Raw genomic sequence first — 19,117 nt, 5'->3', positions numbered from 1 at the left:
CGAAAGCGCGTTCAGAACATGGCCACGATCCAGAGGCCAAGCAAGCCCAGCAGCAGCAGCCCGTGCACCGTGTCGATCCACCGCGCCCGGCGTCCGGGCAGGGCGGCGCTCAGCCAGAACAGCGCCGAAAGCAAAACCAGCGCGGCCATGCCGCCGTTGAACGACACCGCTCTGGCGGCGGCGGGGTACCACGCGGCCCCCGACACCCCGAGCGCGGGCGCAAAGACGGTCACGGTGATCGCCGCGGCACAGAGCGCCGCCAGCGCCGCTGCCATCCGCGACAGGCCGTGGGACAGGACCACGCGCAGCAGCGCGAGCAGCAGGATCGCCTCGCCAAAGACGAACTTCTTGGCGAACAGGAAGGCCAGCAGGAGGGGCGAGGGGTCGAGCAGGGGGCTCATGAGGCGGCCTTCGGGGCAGGAGTCAGAGGTCAGTCGTCCGTGTAGCGCCGGTCGTAACGCGCGCCCAGCGAGGTCAGGATCTCGTATCCGATGCTGCCCGCCGCGTCGGCCAGGTCGTCGATGCCCTGCTGCGCGCCAAGCAGGGTCAGGCGCTCCGGCGCCTGTTTGACATGTGTCACGTCGACGCCGATCAGGTCCATGGAAATGCGCCCCAGCACCTTACAGCGCTGATCGCCGGTGTAGAGCCAGGCCTTGGGCCCCATGCCGCGCAAAATGCCATCGGCATACCCCGCCGCGATGGTGGCGACGCGGGTCGGCTGGCGCGCCACCCAGGTGTTGCCGTAGCCGACGGATTCGCCGGGGATCACGTCGCGGACCTGGATCACAGGGATGTCGAGGTAGGCCACCGGCGCCGCGTCGCCGAAGGGCTGTCCGCCGTAGAGGCCGATGCCGGGGCGGGTGACGTCGAAGTGATACTCCGGCCCCAGCAGGATGCCGCCGGTCGCCGCCAATCCGCGCGGTGCGTCGATGCCGTCGGTCATGTCGCGGAATTGCGCCAGCTGGTGCGCGTTCATCGGATGATCAGGCTCATCCGCGCAGGCGAGGTGGCTCATCACCAGCGCCGGCTTTTGTGCCAGCGCGATGTCGCGCAGGGCGCTCCATTCCGCGGGCTCCATCCCCAGCCGGTTCATGCCGCTGTCGAGCTGTATGCCGAAGCTCTGGCCCGGCAGGCTTTCGACGTGCCGCAGCATCTGGTCGATGGAATTGATCATCGGGGTGAGGTTGGCCGCGCGGATCAGCTTGGCATCGCCCGCCATGTGGCCGGAAAAGACGCAGATTTCCGGGCCGGGGCCCAGGATCTTGCGCAGGGCGGCGCCCTCTTCGGCGATGGCCACGAAGAAACGCCGCGCGCCTTCCTCGGCCAGAGCCGTCGCGACCCGGGCCACGCCAAGCCCGTATCCGTCAGCCTTGACCACCGCGCCGGTTTCAGCCTCCGACGCCGCGGCAAGCGCGCGCCAGTTGCGGCGCAGGGCGGACAGGTCGACGGTGAGGATCGCTTGGGCCATGACGCCTGTTTGCCCGATCATGCGCGGGCGTCAAGGTGGAAATGGGAACGGTGCCGCAACGGCCTTCGCTGCGGATCGGCCGCGCCGGTCCCGACCCGTGCGCCGGCGCTCAGAAGCTGCCTGCGTCGCCCTGCTGCCAGGGTTTCACCAGGTTGCCGAAACGGGTGAACTGCGACTCGAAGCTCAGCTCGACCGTGCCGATGGGACCGTGGCGCTGCTTTCCGATGATGACCTCGGCCTTGCCGTGCAGCCGGGCCATGCGCTCCTGCCAGGCGACCATCTCGTCGAGCTTCTCTTCCGACGGCTTTTCGCGCTCGACGTAGTATTCCTCGCGGAAGACGAACATGACCACGTCGGCATCCTGTTCGATCGACCCGGATTCGCGCAGGTCCGACAGTTGCGGGCGCTTGTCCTCGCGGCTTTCCACCTGGCGGCTGAGCTGCGACAGGGCGACCACGGGGATGTCGAGCTCCTTGGCGATGGCCTTGAGACCCATGGAAATCTCGCCGATCTCCTGCACGCGATTGTCGGCGGTGCCGCGCAGCAGTTGCAGGTAATCGACGATCAGCAGGTCCAGACCGTGCGTGCGCTTGAGCCGACGGGCGCGGGCGGCGACCTGGCTGATCGGCAGCGCCGCGGTGTCGTCGATGTAGAGCGGGCAGGCCTCGAGGTCTTTCGCCGCTTGGACGAAGCGGCGGAATTCCTCCTCTTCCATGTCGCCCTGGCGGATCTTGTGGCTGGAGATCTCAGACGCTTCGGCGAGGATCCGGCCCGCCAGCTGCTCGGCGCTCATCTCGAGGCTGAAGAAGCCCACGACGCCGCCGTCGATGGCGCCTTCGGTGCCGTCCGGGCGTTTGCCGCGCTTGTAGGCCTTGGCGACGTTGAAGGCGATGTTGGTCGCCAGCGAGGTCTTGCCCATCGACGGCCGGCCGGCGAGGATCAAAAGGTCGGACTTGTGCAGGCCGCCCAGCTTCTTGTCCATGTCGGTGAGACCGGTCGAGACGCCCGCCAGCCCGCCTTCGCGCTGGTAGGCGGCATTGGCGACGTTGACCGCATCGGTCACGGCGCGCAGGAAGCTCTGGAAACCGGATTCCGACTGGCCCTGTTCGGCGAGCTTGTAGAGCGCCTGTTCGGCCTCGACGATCTGCTCTTTCGGTTCGCTTTTGACGTCGACCTTGGAGGCCTTGGCCGAGATATCGCGCCCCAGCGCGATCAGATCGCGGCGGATCGCCAGATCGTAGATCATCTGCGCGTAGTCGCGCACCGCGAAGGAGCTGACCGCGGCACCGGCAAGACGGACCAGATAGGCCGGGCCACCCAGTTCCTTGAGCCCTTCGTCATCCTCCATGAAGGCCTTGAGCGTCACCGGGCTGGCGAGGTTGTTCTTGGCGATGCGGGCGGCGGCGATCTCGTAGATCCGGGCGTGGACCGGGTCGTAGAAATGCTGCGCACCGATGATGCTGGCGACGCGGTCGTAGACGTCGTTGTTGGTCAGGATCGCACCCAGAAGCTGCTGCTCGGCCTCGATGGAATGCGGCATGCTGTCGGGCGACTGGACCTCGGCATTGGCGGCGTGTCCGGTGGGATTGAATGCGGTGATCTCGTTCATGTCCTGCCCCTGTGACTGCTGATTGGCGCGCGCCGGTTTCCGGCTGCTTGGCGTTCGGACGTTCTAGCGAAAGGCCCGGCGATTCCCTAGAGAGGACAGTCCTGTGGATATCCGCCGGGAAAACTTCGGGCTGGCGTCCGTTTGCGTCTGGACTGTCAGCATAGGGTATAGAGTGGGCCTTTGTCCACTAGATGCGGTGGTGGGGCTTGAGTCGATTTGGCGTCATTGCGCCGCTCTGGGGAGGAAAATTTATTTCTTGTTAAGCTCCCGCCACTTATGCGGATCGGTCAGGAAAGCTTCGACTTCGGCCAGGGTTCCGGGCGCGAATGTGCCTTGCGATTTGGCCTCGGCCAGCACGTCCCACCAGGTGCAGAGGTGGTGCAGGGACACGCCGTGATCGCCCAGCGTTTTGATGGTCTCGGGGAAGATGCCGTAATAGAAGATGACCGCCGTATGGGCGCAGGTGGCGCCGGTGTCGCGGATGGCGTCGACGAAGCTGAGCTTGCTGCCGCCGTCGGTCGTCAGGTCCTCGACCAGCAGAACGCGCTGGCCCTCGGTCATGGCGCCTTCGATCCTGGCGTTGCGGCCGTAACCCTTGGGTTTCTTGCGCACGTAGGTCATCGGCAGCGCCATGCGCTCTGCCACGAGGGCCGCGAAGGGGATGCCCGCGGTCTCGCCGCCCGCGATGTTGTCGAAGGCCTCGAAGCCGGCGTCGCGCAGCACCTTGGCGGTGAGGAAATCCATCAGCGTGCTGCGGATGCGCGGAAAGGAAATCAGCTTGCGGCAGTCGATATAGACCGGCGAGGGCAGGCCGGAGGCGAAGACGAAGGGCTCGGCCTCCATGAAATGCACGGCCTTGATCTCCAGCAGCATCCGGGCGGTGAGGCGGGCCATCTCTTCGTTGGTCGGGGCGGCGGTGGGGATCATGGGAACCTCGTGTTCGGGCGTGACGCCTGCGGCTGCGGTCGGAGCCTCCGGCGGGAGTTTATGGGCAAGATGAAGCTGTCAGGGCTCGACCGCCCAATGCAGCGGGAAACCGGGGTCGAAAAGCGTGACGGGGCCGTCGTCAGTCTCGAGCTGCGGCGGGTACTGCACCGGATCGCCGCGTGTCAGGGTGATCCGGGTATCGTTGACCGGCAGGCGGTAGAAGGCGGGGCCGTTGAGGCTGGCGAAGGCTTCGAGCCGGTCGAGGGCGGCTTCGCGCTCGAACACCTCGGCCAGGATCGACAGGGTGTTGGGCGCGGTGAAGCAGCCGGCGCAGCCGCAGGGCAAGAGCTTGTTGGCATCGGTGTGCGGCGCGCTGTCGGTGCCGAGGAAAAAGCTCGGGTCGCCCGAGGTGACGGCGGCGACGAGGGCCTGTCGGTGGGTTTCGCGCTTGGCGACGGGCAGGCAGTAATAATGCGGCTTGATGCCGCCCGCGAGAATGTGGTTGCGGTTGATCACCAGGTGATGCGTGGTGATCGTGGCGCCCAGGTCCGCACCGCCGTCGCGGGCATAGTCGGCGCCGTCCTTCGTGGTGATATGCTCCATCACCACCCGCAGGCCGGGCGTCGTGCGGCGGATCGGGTCGAGCACGCGGTCGATGAACACCGCCTCGCGGTCGAAGATGTCGATCTCCGCATCGGTGACCTCTCCGTGCACGCAAAGCGGGCAGCCGATCTCGGCCATTTTCTCGAGCACCGGGCGGACCTTGTCGAAATCGCGCACGCCCGAGGCGGAGTTGGTGGTGGCCCCCGCCGGGTAGAGCTTGACCGCCGTCACCAGCCCGCTGGCGTGGGCGGCGGTGAGGTCGTCGGGGTCGGTGTCTTCGGTGAGATAGAGCGTCATCAGCGGGGTGAAGTCCGCGCCTTCGGGCAGGGCCGCCAGGATGCGGTCGCGGTAGGCGGCGGCCTGGTCGCCTGTCACCACCGGCGGCACGAGGTTCGGCATGACGATGGCGCGGGCGAAGTGGCGGGCGGATTCGGGGGCCACGGCGCGCAGCATGGCGCCGTCGCGCAAATGCAGGTGCCAGTCGTCGGGGCGGCGGAGGGTGAGGCTCTGGGTCATGCCCGAGCGGTTAGCATGGGCTTGACGCAAAGCGCCAGAGGCTTTGCGCGTCAGGCGTCGCCGGCTGGCGGCTCCGGCTCGGGGGCGGGCTCCGGATCGGCGTTGCCTTGGGCCGCCTTGCGTGCGGCGCGCAGACCTTCGAGCTTGCGCTGGAAGCGCGGCGCATGCATCCGCGAGGTCACGTTGCGGCAGAGCATCTCTGCGAGGCCCGGCCGGTCGTGGGCTTCGAGCCGTGCCAGCAGCTTGCGCAGGTATGGCGCGTATTGCCGCCGGACGCGCATCATCGCGGCAAACCGTGCGGTGTCGAGCGTGCCGTCGGCGGCGGCCACGATGATCGGCGTCAGCAGGTCGAGTTCGATCAGGTCGCCTTGCAGGGCGCCGCCCATGGAGGGCAGGCGGAACCGGGTCACATTGCGCCGGGTGAAGAGCGCCGAATGCATGGCGTCGAGCGGCTCGCGCGGGTCGTAGAGGATGAAGGCGCGGTCGGCGGCGTCGATCATGTCGGGCGCATAGCCATAGCGGTCGGTGAAGCTGAGCCGGCGCATCCGGGCAAAGCGGTCGTCCCATTCGCTGACCCGCGGGTCGAGCGAGGCCTGCGGTTGCAGCGCCACCACACGCGCGCCGGGGGCGGCGACGGAATAGGCGGCGGCGGCATAGCCGCAGGACCCGGCGCCGAAGAAGATCACCCGTTCGAAATCGTCGAAGAAGCCGTCGTCGTTGAGCTGGTCGAAGAAGCCGTAAATGCGCTGGTCGCGGAACCAGGTGTCGCCGTCGGACAGGAGGCAGAGGTGCGACCAGCCCTGGCTGCGCACGAGATCGAAGCCCAGCGGCGCGCCGTCGTCGGACAGCGCCTGAACGCCGGGGATCGACTCGAAGCTGACCAGCAGCGTGTCGCCCTCGTCGATGAACAGCGCGGCGTGGCGCTTGCCCAGCTGTTCGAAAAAGCCTGTGCTCTGGCCAAGCTCCGACAGGGCTGCAAGCCAGTCGGCGGTGCGCAGGCCCGTCAGGTCAAGCGTCAGGGTCTCGTCGATGTCGGACATCCACTCGTATTCCTCATGGCAATGGCCCGCGGCGGGGCGCTTTGCGATGGCCCCCTGCGGGGCTCGTTTGAGGAAAACATGCCAAGGCTTTGCGGCCAAATTGCGCCGAATGCGCGAAATTCAGGGGGCGTTTGCCGTGTCCCTGGCGCGGGCGCGGGTGGCGTGGCCGATCAGGACCCGGGCCACGGCTTCGGGCAGGGGCTGCGACGGCGGGGTCATCAGCAGGCGGCCGAAGAGCGCGCGAAAGGGTTCTTCGGCCATCAGCGCCCGGAACCGGGCGTGCCGCCAGTCGACGGCGGTGTTGTGCAAGGCGGCCAGTGCCGGATCGGCGGCCAGCGTGGCGCGGATCGCGGCGGCGCGGTCGGCCAGCGCCAGGATCGTGTCGTCGGTGTCTGTGTTGAAATTCCGTTCCACCCAGTAATCCAGCCCCAGCAGGTGATCGGTGTGCACGGCGCGGCCCCGGGCGGCCTTGAGCACGTAGCTTTCCATCGCGCCCAGAGGGTAATGGTTGAGCTGCGCGAGGTGGTAGTTCGACCGGCCATAGGTGGAAAAGATGCGGCGCGTGGCGAACTGAGCTTCGAGCGGGCGACCCTCGCCGTCGAACCAGCGCGCCTCGGCCAGCCGGTCCTTGACCGGGTTGCGCGGGCGGTGCACGCCGAGGTTCCGATAGGTCCTGTCGTTGCGGTAGAGCGTCTTGAACATCGCCGACCGCCACGGCCAGTGCATGATGACGGGCGCCGCACGGGTGAACTGCTGAGGCACCGGCCTGTCCTCGTAGCGCACCACGCCCGCATTGCCGAAAAGCCGCCAGGTCAGGGTGATCGCCGTGGCCTCGGGCAGGGCGGCGAGCAGGGCGGGAACGGTCCGGTCGCCCACGTGGATGTTGACGAATTCGTCGATGTCGAGCGGCAGGATCCAGTCGGCGCGGGCCACCGCCTCGGACTTGTCGGCCAGCTTGAGGCCGGTGAACTGGATGCCTCCCTTGTCGTAGGGGCCGTCGTTGCGGATGTGGGTGACGTGGCCCAGCTCGGCCAGCCGGTCCAGCATCGCGTCGGTGCCGTCGTCGCAGGCGTTGCTGAGCGCAAGCACGTGGGTCACGCCGCAGGCCTGGTGATGCGCCAGCCAGTCCAGCAGGAACGCCGCCTCGTTGCGGACGCAGAGAACGGCGAGGATGTTCAAAGGCTTACCAGCCCTTCCTGAAGGACACGACCTTGGCCTCGGAAGCCTTGGGGAAATAGGTGAGGCCGGCACGGTGCATGGTGTCGAAGACCGCCTGCACGCCCGCTTGGCCGATCCACTGCGGGTGCAGTTCCACGATGGCGACGCGCAGGCACGAGAGATCGGCGGCGGGCAGCAGATGCGCCTCGGCGCCTTCGATGTCGCAGACCAGCACGGTGGGTTTCAGCTCGGCCAGCACGGCATTGATGTCGCGCTGTTCGATCATTTCGGTGCTGACGATGCTGTCCTCGTCGATGGACTTGTCCATCGACGAGCCGAGGAAATTCTGCCGCACGTAGAAGGGCACCGGCTCGCCCGGACCATCCGCCAGCAGGGCGTTGTGCACGGTGACGTTGGTCACCTCGTTGGCCTCGTGCACCGAGCGGATATAGGGAATGAGGGTCGGGTTGGCCTCGTAGGTATGGACCGTGCGGACCTTCTTGTGCGTGGCGATCAGCGTCGACATGTAGCCGATGCCGCCGCCCAGTTCGAGCACCACGTCATCGTCCTGCACCATGCGCATCACCGCGTCGCATTCCTTGCGCTCGTAGGTTTCGCCCTTGATGGCGCCGCGGATGCGACCGGTGGTGATCTGCGGATGCTTGGGGATCTTCATGCCGCGCGAGCGCAGGAAGGGGTCGCGGGGGGTGGGGGCGCCGTCCATGCTCAGCTCTCCATGTCGAGGGCGAGGGCATAGGCCACCCGCTCGGTTTCCGTGAGCCGCAGGCCGAGCGCCTGCTGGTAGAGGTCTTCGAATTCGGGGTTGGCGTGCAGCTCGTCGGCCTTGGCGCGGTGCCAGTCCAGGCCCGATCGGTGCCATTTCGCCAGCTCCGGATTGGCCATCAGCCGGTCGTATTCGGTGCGCAGGCGCGGGCTGTTGCGCTTGATGGTGATGTCCTTGAAATCCGACCAGTCCATGCGGATCCAGTAGTTGATGCCGATCGACCGGTCGACATGCAGCGCGCGGCCCCTCTGGCGCTTGATGAGGAAGGATTCCGCCGAGCGCAGGGCGTAGTGATTGAGCTGCAGAAGGTCGTAGCCGATGGATTTCTTGGAATTGCGCCAGCCGTTGGTCTTGACCTCGGACGTCATGTCGAGACCCGAGCCGTTGACCCAGCGCACCTTGTCCTCGAAGGCGGCGTCGAGCTTGTTCGGGCGGTGGCAGGAGATCTTCTCGTAGGCGCCGATGTTGCGGAACATGGTCTTGAAGCCCCAGACCGTGTGCGGCTTGGGGCAGTATTTCGGCGCGCAGGTGTCGAACTGGTCGATGACGAAGTCGTCCGACAAGGTGGTGACGCCGTTGTGCCCGAAGAGCCGCCAGGTCATGGCGACATTGGTGGCATCGGGGACGCGTTCGAAGAAATCGTCCAGCGTGCCGTTGCCGCAGCGCACGTTCATGAACTCGTCCACGTCGATGTGGATGATCCAGTCCGCGTTCTTGATCACGGGTTCCTTGAGCGCCTGGTTGAGCGCGTATTGTTGCGGCGAATTGCCTTTCCAGTTGTCGTTGTTGCGGTGCTGGAGCACGCCCATCTCCTGCAAGCGGTCGAGGATTTCGCTAGTGCCGTCCTCGCAGCCGTTGGTGTAGATGAGGAAATCGTCGACCCCGATGGCGCGGTGAAAAGCGACCCATTCGACGATATAGGGCGCCTCGTTCTTCATGCAGCCGACGATGACGTTGCCGCTGCTGCCAGAGGGCAGGGTACGCGGCGGCATCGGTGTGTAGGCGGCGGCCAGTTCCTCTTCGTTGACACGGCCAAGGCGATTGTGGGGGGCGAAGATCGAGCGTTGCAGCTTGGCGAAATTCTGCTTGGCCAGCGGCGGCATGACCTTTTGCGCAGAGGGCGACAGGCCGGCGTCGAGCGCGTCCATCGCGGCAGGCGTGGGGGGCGCCGTCTCTTCCGCCCGTGCGGGCGTCGTCGACCCGTTGAGGCGCGCGAGGTCGGCGGCCTTGTCGGCCAGCGCTTCCTTGGTGGCCTGCTTGATGCGCCAGCGGAAGGCCAGCAGGTATTGCGTGGCGCGGAAGCCGCGGGTGGGGTCGGTCTCGGTCCAGTCGGGCGCGGGTGCAGCGGGCGCCATCTGCGCCGGATCGAGGCCGGGATGCGCCGTGGCCAGCGCCGCGAGGTCGTCGGCGAAGCGCCGCGACAGGGCCGAGAGGGCGCCGGGGTCGATGGGATCGCCGCCGACCTTGATCTCGCCGAGGAACTTGTGCCAGAGCGGGCGCGGCAGGATCTGGTCGCTGCGCCCCAGGAGCCGCAGCACCGTGTCGTTGAAGAGCCGGCAGCGCGTCAGCCAGGCGGCGGAGGGATCGCGCGGCGGCGCTTTCGCCTCGGCCTTGCCGATGCTGTCGGCGATGTCGAAGCACTGGCGCAGCACCTCCGGACCCGCTTCGGACCAGAGCGTGTCGCGGTCGACGCTGTGCAGTTGCGTGGCGCCCGCGCCAAAAACCGCGTCCCATTCCCGCACCAGCCGTGCGAGGTCGAGCCAGCAACAGGCGCCCTGCACCTCGTGGAACTGCCCTGCCGCCGGGTCGATCTCTGGCCGGGTGGCCAGCGCCGCGTCCCACCAGTCGGGCGCATCGTGCAGCCCCAGCTCCAGCGACAGGTCGCGCGACCGGCCTTCGAGCACTTGCGCGGCGTAGCGGCGGGTCAGCAGGCGGGCGGGATCGTCCACATGGGCCACGATGCGGATATCGTCCGAGAGCGGCAGCAGCAGCCCGCGCAGGCGCTGCAACTCCGACGCGGAGGCCAGCGAGACGCCCAGCTGATGCGCCGAGAGGATCAGCGTTTCGGGCTGCACCCGCGCCACCTCGGCCGCAAGGCCGCGCGCCACGTCGTCGTAAAGCACCTGCTGCTTGTCCGGCGCGATGAAGCCGCGGTTGAACCGCAGGCAGTCCACGGTCCCGGGGTCAGTCACGGCCATGAATAGCCGCGTGTGATTGCTCGCGCCGGGGCTGCGGGCATAGAGCACGCCCTTGGTCACCAGTTGGTCGCGTTTGGCGTCGAGGATACGCTGCATCCGTTCGCAGGCCTGCGCATCGAGACCGATATGGATGTAAATCCGCATCACGCCACGCCCTTGGCCCGGAAGCCGGTGTTTTCGTTGGCGCGGCCCCACCAGGGCAGGTCGATGCCCAGAAAGGCCGAGACCGTCTCGCGTGCGTCTGGGGCGGCGGTGTCGTATTCCAGGAACCGGTCGTCGCCGGCAAAGATGGCGCGCAGGAAGGCGTGATGCGCCTCGATCCACTGCACACGCTCCAGTGTCGTCTCGCCGAAGCCCCGCGGCAGACCCGGCACCTGGCCTTGCGGCAGCCGGTCGGTGCCCAGGTCGGACCAGCGCAGCATGCTGCCGGACATCTCGCGCGCGTCGCGCATCGAGGCTACGAACCTGAGCTCGGGATGATGGCGGCGCAGGGCGTCCAGAATGCCGAAATCGGTCTGCGGCCAGAGACAGAGATCGCGGTTGAGCACGCTGATCTCGGTCAGCGCGTCGAAACCTTGCAACCGGTCGAGCGGGTCGCCGGTGCGGAAATATCCTTCGTACATCTGGCGTGCGACGAAAGACCCGGCGATGTCGGGATCGGGGCTCTTGCCGCGGCGGATCTTGAAATCCGCGACCGTGAGCCCGGCGCGTTCCAGCGCCACGCCCAGCGTCGTCGTGCCGCTTTTTGGCAGGCCGAGGTTGACGACGCGCACGGTCACGATGCGAGCCCCAGTTGCTCGATCAACTCCGGCTCGCCCGGCGGCAGGGCCGGGGCCGCGCGCAGCTGGTCGTACATCCGGGCGTAATCGGGCTTGGCCATCAGGGCGTCGCGCTTGGCGCGGTGCAGGCGGACGGCCTCGGTATGCAGGGCGGCGATCTCGGGGTCGGCGCACAGCTCGGCCATGGCGTCGCGCAGCGCAGGCAGGTGGCGCTGGATCGAGGTATCTTCCCAGGCGGGGTCGTTGCGTTCGCGCCAGTAGGTGTCGTCGAAGGCGCGGTTCTCGCGGTTCACGTCGCCGCGGTCGTTTTTGACCAGGTAGCTGTCGAGCGACCGCAGCGCGTAGTGGTTGAGCGTGGCGAAGTCGCGCGCGCCGCCGCTGGGGAACTTTCGGATGCGGCGCGGGTTGGCGGCCACCAGGAACTTGTGCGGCACGTCGCGGCCCGATCCGTCGGTCCAGCGCGGGCGCTTTTCCGAGGGCAGGCCGTCGCGAAAAAATGGCCGGTGCGCGCCGAAATAGTGCAGCGGAAAATCCCGCCGCACCAGTGTCTTGACCTCGATCGCAGTCTCGGCGCACCACAGGTCGGGATTGTGCGAGCGGGTAAACTGCCCGATCACCGGCGCATCCTCGAAATCCGCGATGCCGTCGTTGGCGAAGAACTGGAAGGTGACGGAAATGGCCTGCGGATCGCCGCAGGCGTCGATCAGCGCCGGGATCCTGTGGTCGCCCGCGTGGATATTCAGGAACTCGTCCACATCCGCGACCCAGACCCAGTCGGCGGCCTGCACGACCTCTTGCCGCTGGCTGTGTTTCAGCGCCTCCATCTGGTAATTGCGCCCCTTGGCGGGATTGGGGAGGTGCACCACCATGCCGCGGGCCGCCAGCGCATCCAGCAATGCATCGGTGCCGTCGTCGCAATCGTTGGAATAGAACAGGAAATCGGTGACCCCGATCAGCCGGTTGTAGGCGATCCATTCCAGAAGGAACGGCCCTTCGTTCTTGACGCAGGTCACCGCCGTTACGCGCATGGCCGCAGCCCTGTCGTTGCGTGGGTCATGAAATCGTCACCGCTCCTGGCTCGGGGTTTGCCCCGCGTAGCCGCTATTGTTGAACGAATCATGGCATCTTGGCCTTTGCCCGTCAATCTGTGGCGGCATTTTCACCGGTCTGCGCGGCAGTGCGGGCACGGGACAATTGCGACCTATGCGCTATTGATTCCCGCAGCCCTGCCGTGCAGCAAGGTCGGACCAACCAAAGGAGCGCCCATGCAGACCCCGCAATCCATCGACGCCGTGCAGACCATGCTGGCGGAGACCGGCTATGTCTGTGGCCGCGCTCTGGCGACGGTGGTGTTCCTGTCGCTGAAGCTGGGCCGGCCGCTGTTCCTCGAGGGCGAGGCGGGGGTCGGCAAGACCGAGATCGCCAAGGCGCTTGCGGCGGGGCTGAACCGCAAGCTGATCCGGCTGCAATGCTACGAGGGGTTGGACGCGGCCTCGGCGGTTTACGAATGGAACTTTCCCGCGCAGATGGTGGCGATCCGCACGGCCGAGGCATCGGGCGGCGCCGACCGAAAGGCGCTGCAGGCCGAGCTTTTCTCGGACGAGTTCCTGGTCGAACGGCCCCTGCTCGAAGCGATGCGGCCCGACGAAAACGGCGCGCCGGTGCTGCTGATCGACGAGCTTGACCGCACCGACGAACCGTTCGAGGCCTTCCTGCTCGAAGCGCTGTCGGATTTCCAGGTGACGATCCCCGAGCTTGGCACGATCAAGGCGCCCGAGCCGCCCATCGTCATCCTGACCTCGAACCGCACGCGCGAGGTGCATGACGCGCTGAAACGCCGCTGCCTGTATCACTGGGTCGACTACCCGACGTTCGACCGCGAGATCGAGATCCTGCAGGCCCGCGCGCCCGAAGCCGCCGAGACGCTGAGCCGCGAGATCGTGGCCTTCGTGCAGATGCTGCGCACCGAGGACATCTTCAAGAAGCCGGGGGTGGCCGAGACCATCGACTGGGCGAAATGCCTGCTGGCGCTCGACGTGATCGACCTGTCGCCGGAGGTGATCAGCGACACGCTGGGGGCGATCCTGAAATATCAGGACGACATCCAGAAGCTGCAGGGCTCCGAGGCAAAGCGGCTTCTGGACGAGGCGCGGGCCGGTCTGGCGCCGGCGTGAGGGAGACACCTTTCAAAAACGGACCGGCCCGGAATCAAGGCCGCTTGCGGCCGCCGGGCCAGCGCCGACCCGCCCTTCGGGGCGGCGCTTTGGCAAAGCCGGGTGCACAGCCGGTGCGGCGTGCGAATTTGGCGGGAATAAAGCGTGAAGCGGGCCGGTCAGAGGCGCCCCCCCGCGGGTCGGCGCTGGCCCGGACCGGAGGGGTCTGATGCCGGAATACCTGCCCCTCGAATTGCCAGAGAATCCGAAACTCGCCAACAACATCACCCATTTCGCCCGCGCCCTGCGGCGGGCGGGCCTGCCCATCGGTCCGGGACGGATCATCGACGCCATCCGCGCCGTCGAAGCCGCGGGCTTTACCGAGAAGCGCGACTTCTACTGGACGCTGCATGCCTGTTTCGTGAACCGGCCCGAGCATCGTGCCACCTTCAACCAGATCTTCCGGCTGTATTGGCGCGATCCGCGCTACCTCGAGCACATGATGTCGATGATGCTGCCCGCCGTGCGCGGCGTGCAGGAGGACAAGATCGCCGAAGCCGCGGAAAAGCGCGCCGCGGAGGCGCTGCTCGACGGCAAGGCGCCCGAGATGCCCGAGCCGCCCGAAACCGAGCGCGAAGAAGAGACGGTGATCGAGGTCGACGCCTCGCTCACCATGTCCGCCGAGGAAAAGCTGCGGCGGCTTGATTTCGAACAGATGTCCACCGCCGAGATCGCGGCGGCTAAGAAGATGCTGGCTCAGCTTCGCCTGCCGGTGAAACCGATCCCGTCGCGGCGCGGCATGGCGTCGCTCACCGGGCGGCAGACCGACTGGCGCCGCACCATCCGCGCGTCGATGCGCCAGGGCGGCGAGATGCGCAGCCTCGCCCGCAAGACGCCGCGCCCGCGCTGGCCGAACCTCGTGGTGCTGTGCGACATTTCCGGGTCGATGAGCCAGTACAGCCGCATGGTGCTGCATTTCCTGCATGCCGTCGCCAACGAGAAGGGCGCGGGCTGGGCCAAGGTCCATGCCTTCACATTCGGCACCCGGCTCACCAACATCACCCGGCACCTCGCCACCCGTGACGTCGACGCGGCGCTCAAGGCCGCGGGGGCAGAGGCGCAGGACTGGGAAGGCGGCACCCGCATCGCCAGCAGCCTGCACGCGTTCAATCGCGACTGGTCGCGCCGCGTCATGGGGCAGGGGGCGGTGGTGCTGCTCATCACCGACGGACTCGACCGCGACACGGACGGCCTTCTGGCGAAAGAGATGGAGCGGCTGCACCTCTCGGCGCGGCGGCTCATCTGGCTCAACCCGCTGCTGCGCTGGGACGGGTTCGCGCCCAAGGCGACCGGCATCCGAGCGATGCTGCCGCATGTGGACAGCTTTCGCGCCGGGCATTCGGTGCAGTCGCTCGCGGACCTCGCCGCGGTGATCTCGCGCCCCGACGATGCAGGCGAAAAGCTGCGGCTTCTCAACGCGTTGGAGTAAACGTTACAGCCATCGGCAAAGCCTCGCCAAACCGTGTTGAAACCCTGTGCGTGCTTCCGCGTTGCCTTTGCACACCGCTGCATGCGGAAAGGGAAGGATTTGACATGAAACACGGATTTCTGAAATCGACCACTGCACTGGTGATGGTCACCGCCATGACCGTCACGCCGCCGCTGGCTTATGCCCAAGAGAACGGCGCTGACGTCAGCGCAGAGCAACTGCGCCAGCAACTCGAAACCGAGGCGCAGCAGGCGCAAGAGGAGATCGAGCAGGGCGCCGAGGCGCTGACGGGCGAACAGCCCGAAGGTGACGCGCAGGCCCAGGTCGAGAGCATGGCCGCCGAGGCCGAAGCGCAAGCGGCTGCGGATGCGGAAGCCGCCGAAGCCCAAGCGGCTGCCGAAGAAGAGGCCGCAGAAGCGGAAGCGGCTGCCGAAGAGGCCGCCGCCGAGGCGCAAGCGGCCGCCGAGGCCGAGGCTGCCGAAGCGGAAGAGGCCGCTGAAGCCGAAGCCGTCGACGCCGCACCCGAAGCGGATGCGAACAGCGCCGCCGAAGTGACCGATGCGCCGACCGACGCTGAGGCGAATACCGCAGCCGAGGTTACCGACGCCCCCTCGGACGCCGAGGCCAACACCGCAGCCGAGGGTACGGACACGCCCGCCGACGCCGACCGCGCGGCGGACGTCGCCGAAGACGCACCGCAAGCCGAGGCCGAGGCCAACAGCGCGGCAGAGGTCGCCGATGAGACGCCGGGTGCCGAAGCGGACGCCGACACCGCGGCCGACGTGACCGATCCGGTGGAAGAGACGGCCGAGACCGATCCCGCCCAGCAGCTTGAAGAGATGGAGCAGGCTGCGGAAGAGGCGGCCGAGAGCGATCCCGACGAGCAGCTTGAAGAGACCGAGCAGGCCGTGGAAGAGGCGGCGGATTCGGCGGCGTCCGAAACGGCGCAATCCGGTGAAGACGCGACGCCGATGGACAGCGAAGCGCAGGCCGCGGTACAGGCCGAAGCCGACGCGAACGTCACCGAATCCATGGCGGCCAGCGCCGAAAGCGGGTCCGAGTCCGAGGCGGAAGTCATCGAGGAAACCGTGACCGAGGAAACGGCGCGCAGTTCGTCCGAGGAGTTCGAGACCGATCTGCAAGACGCGCTCAACCGCAACACCGAGACGCTCAATGCCCGCGGCAGCAACGATGACGACGACGATGACGAAGGGCTGAGCAACTTCGAGAAGGCGGCTCTGCTGGGTCTTGGCGCCGTCGCCGTGGGCTCGCTCTTGCGCAACAACGAAACCGTGGCTGCCAATACCGGCGACCGGATCGTGGTCGAGCGTGACGGGCAATACCGCATCATCAAGAACGACGACGCGCTGCTGCGCCAGCCTGGATCGGATGTGCGCACTTACCGCTATGACGACGGATCGACCCGGACGGTCGTGACCCGCGCCGATGGCATCGAGGTGGAAACCGTCCGCGCCGCCGATGGCCGCGTGCTGCGCCGGACCCGTCTGCTCGAAGACGGCACCCGCGTGGTGCTCTTCGACGACACCCGCCAAGTGGAGCAGGTCAATGTCAACGAGTTGCCGCAGGTGACCGACCGACGCTCCATCGGCTTTGCCGAGGTGAACGAAGACGACCTTGCCGCGACCCTCGCGGCCGCGCAGGCGGCGGATGTGAACCGCACCTTCTCGCTCAGCCAGATCCGCAACATCGACGCGGTGCGCCAGCTGGTGCCGGAAATCAACGTGGACACCGTGAACTTCGAAACCGGCTCTGCCGTGATCCAGCCGCAGGAGGCCGAGGAACTGGCGGCACTGGGCAATGCCATGCGTCGGATCATCTCGCAGAACCCGTCCGAGGTGTTCCTGATCGAAGGCCATACCGATGCCACGGGTGCCGGCAGCTACAACCTCGCGCTGTCGGACCGCCGGGCGGAATCGGTGGCGCTGGCCCTGTCCGAGTATTTCGATGTGCCGCCAGAAAACATGGTGGTGCAGGGCTACGGCGAGACCGATCTGCTGGTGGAGACGCTCGAGTCGGAACGCGCCAACCGCCGCGCCGCGGTGCGCCGGATCACGCCGCTGCTGGACAGCGCAAGCTGATCAGGCCGCCGGTCTGAAAAAGGAAGCCCCCGCGCAATCCGGTTGCGCGGGGGTTTTCATGTCTGTCGCCTTTGGTGCTAACGCTGCCAGGCGACCGTCAGCAGAAGATCGCCTCGAACCGGCCGCGATAGAGCGCCGCGGCCTCGGCCAGCGGCATCTGCGATCCGCCCATCGCCACGGTCTCGCCGCCAAAGCGGCCCACGGTCGACAGATCCACGCCAGCCGTGGCGGCGGCGGCCATCAGCGCCTCTGCGGCGTCGAAGGAACAGGCGATCAGGTAGCGGCCCTGGTCCTCTCCGAAGAGCACCGGCGTCGCGTCGCTGTCGAGCGTGACGCCGACACCCGAGGCTTCGGCCATCTCGAAGGCGGCCAGAGCCAGCCCGCCATCGCTCAGATCCGTGCAGCAGCCGATCAGCGCGCGGTTGTCGCGGATGAAGGTGCCGTTGCGCAGCTCCGCCTCGAGGTCGACCGCGGGCGCGTCGCCATCCTCGCGGTGGAAGACCTCGGCCAGGAGCGCCGACTGTCCCAGGTGGCTGCCAGCCGGACCCACCAGTAGCGCCACGTCGCCGTCCTGTGCAAAGCCGAGGATCGGGTCCTCGTCGGCGGCGATCAGGCCCACGGCGCCGATGGTGGGGGTGGGCAGGATGCCGACGCCGTCGGTTTCGTTGTAAAGCGACACGTTGCCCGACACGATCGGCATGTCGAGCGCGGTGCAGGCAGCACCGATGCCCTGCAGGGCGCCGACGAACTGGCCCATGATCTCGGGCTTTTCAGGATTGCCGAAGTTGAGGTTGTCGGTGGTGGCGAGCGGCTTTGCCCCCACGGCGCAGAGGTTGCGAAAGGCTTCGGCCACCGCCTGCTTGCCGCCTTCGACCGGGTTGGCCTTGACGTAGCGCGGGGTCACGTCGCTGGTGAAGGCGAGCTTCTTGTCGGTGCCGTGGATGCGGATCACGCCGGCGCCGAAGCCCGGGATACGCATCGTGTCGGCCATGACCTGGCTGTCGTATTGTTCGTAGACCCAGCTCCGAGCGCAGTAGTTCTCGCAGCCGATCAGCGCTTTCAGCGCATCCACCGGGTCGATCTGCGGCACGTCCGCCAAGGCGGCCGCCTGCGGCGTCGGCACCCAGGGGCGGTCGTACTCCGGGGCGTTGCCCGACAGCGCCTTGAGCGGCATGTCGGCCTTCACCTCGCCGTTCAGCATGATGAGGAACCGGTCCTCCGCGATGGTTTCGCCGACGATGGCGAAGTCCAGGTCCCATTTCTCGAAGACCGCACGTGCGGCGTCTTCCTTGGCCGGATCGAGGACCATCAGCATGCGTTCCTGGGACTCCGACAGCATCATCTCGTAGGCGGTCATGCCCGCTTCGCGCACGGGCACCTTTTCCAGGTCGAGCCGCACGCCGAGGTCGCCCTTGTCGCCCATTTCCACCGCCGAGCAGGTTAGGCCCGCAGCCCCCATGTCCTGGATCGAGACCACGGCGCCCGTCTGCATGAGCTCCAGCGTCGCCTCCATCAGCCGCTTTTCGGTGAAGGGGTCGCCGACCTGCACGGTGGGGCGCTTTTCCTCGATGCTCTCGTCGAACTCGGCGCTCGCCATGGTCGCGCCGCCGACGCCGTCCCGGCCGGTCTTGGCGCCCAGGTAGACGACCGGGCGGCCGACGCCGCTGGCGGCGGAATAGAAGATCTTGTCCGCATCGGCCAGCCCCGCGGCGAAGGCGTTGACCAGGCAGTTGCCGTTGTAGGCGGCGTGAAAGCGCACCTCGCCGCCGACGGTGGGCACGCCGAAGGCATTGCCGTAGCCGCCCACGCCCTCGACCACGCCGTGCACGAGGCGTTTCGTCTTGGGATGGGCCGAGGTGCCGAAGCTCAGCGCGTTCATCGCCGCGACGGGCCGTGCGCCCATGGTGAAGACATCGCGCAGGATGCCTCCGACGCCGGTCGCCGCCCCCTGGTAGGGTTCGATATAGGAGGGGTGGTTGTGGCTCTCCATCTTGAAGACCACAGCCTGGCCGTCGCCGATGTCGACCACGCCGGCGTTCTCTCCTGGGCCGCAGATCACCTGGGGGCCGGTGGTGGGCAGGCCGCGGAGGTGTTTCTTGGAGGACTTGTAGGAACAATGTTCGTTCCACATCGCCGAGAAAATGCCCAGCTCGGTGAAGCTGGGTTCGCGGCCCATGATGTCGAGGATGCGTTGGTATTCGTCGGGCTTGATCCCGTGGGCAGCGATCAGGTCGGGCGTGATGGCCGGGTCTTGCATGTCTCGGGATCCCCTAAAGCGCGGTTGCGCGCTGTTT

The 19,117-nt window shown here is 67.2% G+C and carries 15 protein-coding genes; 3 read left to right on the top strand and 12 right to left on the bottom strand.

The features are described from left to right. Positions 1-11: 11 nt before the first annotated feature. The 11 genes from DU478_RS09485 to DU478_RS09435 all read right to left on the bottom strand — a co-directional run bounded on the left by DU478_RS09485 (position 12) and on the right by DU478_RS09435 (position 12,110). A complete protein-coding gene (locus DU478_RS09485) occupies positions 12-401 on the bottom strand; it encodes a hypothetical protein (RefSeq protein WP_114510712.1) in 390 nt (129 codons plus the stop codon). Between the two features lie 29 nt (positions 402-430). Next, the gene (gene alr, locus DU478_RS09480) at positions 431-1,468 is read right to left on the bottom strand and encodes an alanine racemase (RefSeq protein WP_114510711.1); all 1,038 of its coding nucleotides are present in this window, start codon (positions 1,466-1,468) and stop codon (positions 431-433) included. 109 nt (positions 1,469-1,577) lie between these two features. Further along, a complete protein-coding gene (locus DU478_RS09475) occupies positions 1,578-3,077 on the bottom strand; it encodes a replicative DNA helicase (RefSeq protein WP_114510710.1) in 1,500 nt (499 codons plus the stop codon). Positions 3,078-3,326: 249 nt separating this feature from the next. Then, positions 3,327-4,004 carry an orotate phosphoribosyltransferase gene (locus DU478_RS09470; protein WP_114510709.1) on the bottom strand — a complete coding sequence of 226 codons (678 nt, stop codon included), beginning with the start codon at positions 4,002-4,004 and terminating at the stop codon, positions 3,327-3,329. 78 nt (positions 4,005-4,082) lie between these two features. Next, positions 4,083-5,123, bottom strand: coding sequence for a dihydroorotase (gene pyrC / locus DU478_RS09465; protein ID WP_114510708.1), 1,041 nt, complete (start codon positions 5,121-5,123; stop codon positions 4,083-4,085). 50 nt (positions 5,124-5,173) lie between these two features. Beyond that, a complete protein-coding gene (locus DU478_RS09460) occupies positions 5,174-6,163 on the bottom strand; it encodes a phosphoadenosine phosphosulfate reductase (protein WP_114510707.1) in 990 nt (329 codons plus the stop codon). Positions 6,164-6,283: 120 nt separating this feature from the next. Continuing rightward, the gene (locus tag DU478_RS09455; protein ID WP_114510706.1) at positions 6,284-7,342 is read right to left on the bottom strand and encodes a glycosyltransferase family 2 protein; all 1,059 of its coding nucleotides are present in this window, start codon (positions 7,340-7,342) and stop codon (positions 6,284-6,286) included. A 4-nt stretch (positions 7,343-7,346) separates the two neighbouring features. Then, positions 7,347-8,045: an FkbM family methyltransferase gene (locus tag DU478_RS09450; RefSeq protein WP_114510705.1), complete on the bottom strand. Its 699-nt coding sequence runs from the start codon at positions 8,043-8,045 to the stop codon at positions 7,347-7,349. A gap of 2 nt (positions 8,046-8,047) precedes the next feature. Continuing rightward, complete coding sequence (locus DU478_RS09445) at positions 8,048-10,447, bottom strand: glycosyltransferase family 2 protein (protein ID WP_114510704.1); 2,400 nt, start codon at positions 10,445-10,447, stop codon at positions 8,048-8,050. Continuing rightward, positions 10,447-11,082: a sulfotransferase family protein gene (locus DU478_RS09440; protein ID WP_114510703.1), complete on the bottom strand. Its 636-nt coding sequence runs from the start codon at positions 11,080-11,082 to the stop codon at positions 10,447-10,449. Before DU478_RS09440 ends, DU478_RS09445 begins: the two co-directional genes overlap by 1 nt. Beyond that, positions 11,079-12,110 (bottom strand): glycosyltransferase family 2 protein, encoded by a 1,032-nt coding sequence (locus DU478_RS09435; RefSeq protein ID WP_114510702.1) that lies wholly within the window; start codon positions 12,108-12,110, stop codon positions 11,079-11,081. Before DU478_RS09435 ends, DU478_RS09440 begins: the two co-directional genes overlap by 4 nt. Positions 12,111-12,347: 237 nt before the next feature. On the opposite strand from DU478_RS09435, the gene DU478_RS09430 reads away from it, so the two are divergent. The 3 genes from DU478_RS09430 to DU478_RS09420 all read left to right on the top strand — a co-directional run bounded on the left by DU478_RS09430 (position 12,348) and on the right by DU478_RS09420 (position 16,823). Beyond that, entirely contained in the window at positions 12,348-13,256 is a 909-nt protein-coding gene (locus DU478_RS09430) for an AAA family ATPase (RefSeq protein ID WP_114510701.1), read from the top strand. A gap of 208 nt (positions 13,257-13,464) precedes the next feature. Then, complete coding sequence (locus tag DU478_RS09425) at positions 13,465-14,724, top strand: vWA domain-containing protein (RefSeq protein ID WP_114510700.1); 1,260 nt, start codon at positions 13,465-13,467, stop codon at positions 14,722-14,724. Between the two features lie 104 nt (positions 14,725-14,828). Then, on the top strand, positions 14,829-16,823 hold the full coding sequence (locus DU478_RS09420) for an OmpA family protein (protein ID WP_114510699.1): 1,995 nt from the start codon (positions 14,829-14,831) through the stop codon (positions 16,821-16,823). Positions 16,824-16,920: 97 nt separating this feature from the next. On the opposite strand, the gene purL is transcribed toward DU478_RS09420, so the two are convergent. After that, positions 16,921-19,080, bottom strand: a complete 2,160-nt coding sequence (gene purL / locus DU478_RS09415; protein WP_114510698.1) for a phosphoribosylformylglycinamidine synthase subunit PurL — start codon at positions 19,078-19,080, stop codon at positions 16,921-16,923. Positions 19,081-19,117 lie beyond the last annotated feature (37 nt).

Source organism: Thalassococcus profundi (assembly GCF_003344785.1).
Taxonomy (GTDB): Bacteria; Pseudomonadota; Alphaproteobacteria; order Rhodobacterales; family Rhodobacteraceae; genus Puniceibacterium; species Puniceibacterium profundi.
Note: the sequence above shows the minus strand (reverse complement) of the source record. Positions and strands in the feature narration are given on the sequence as shown.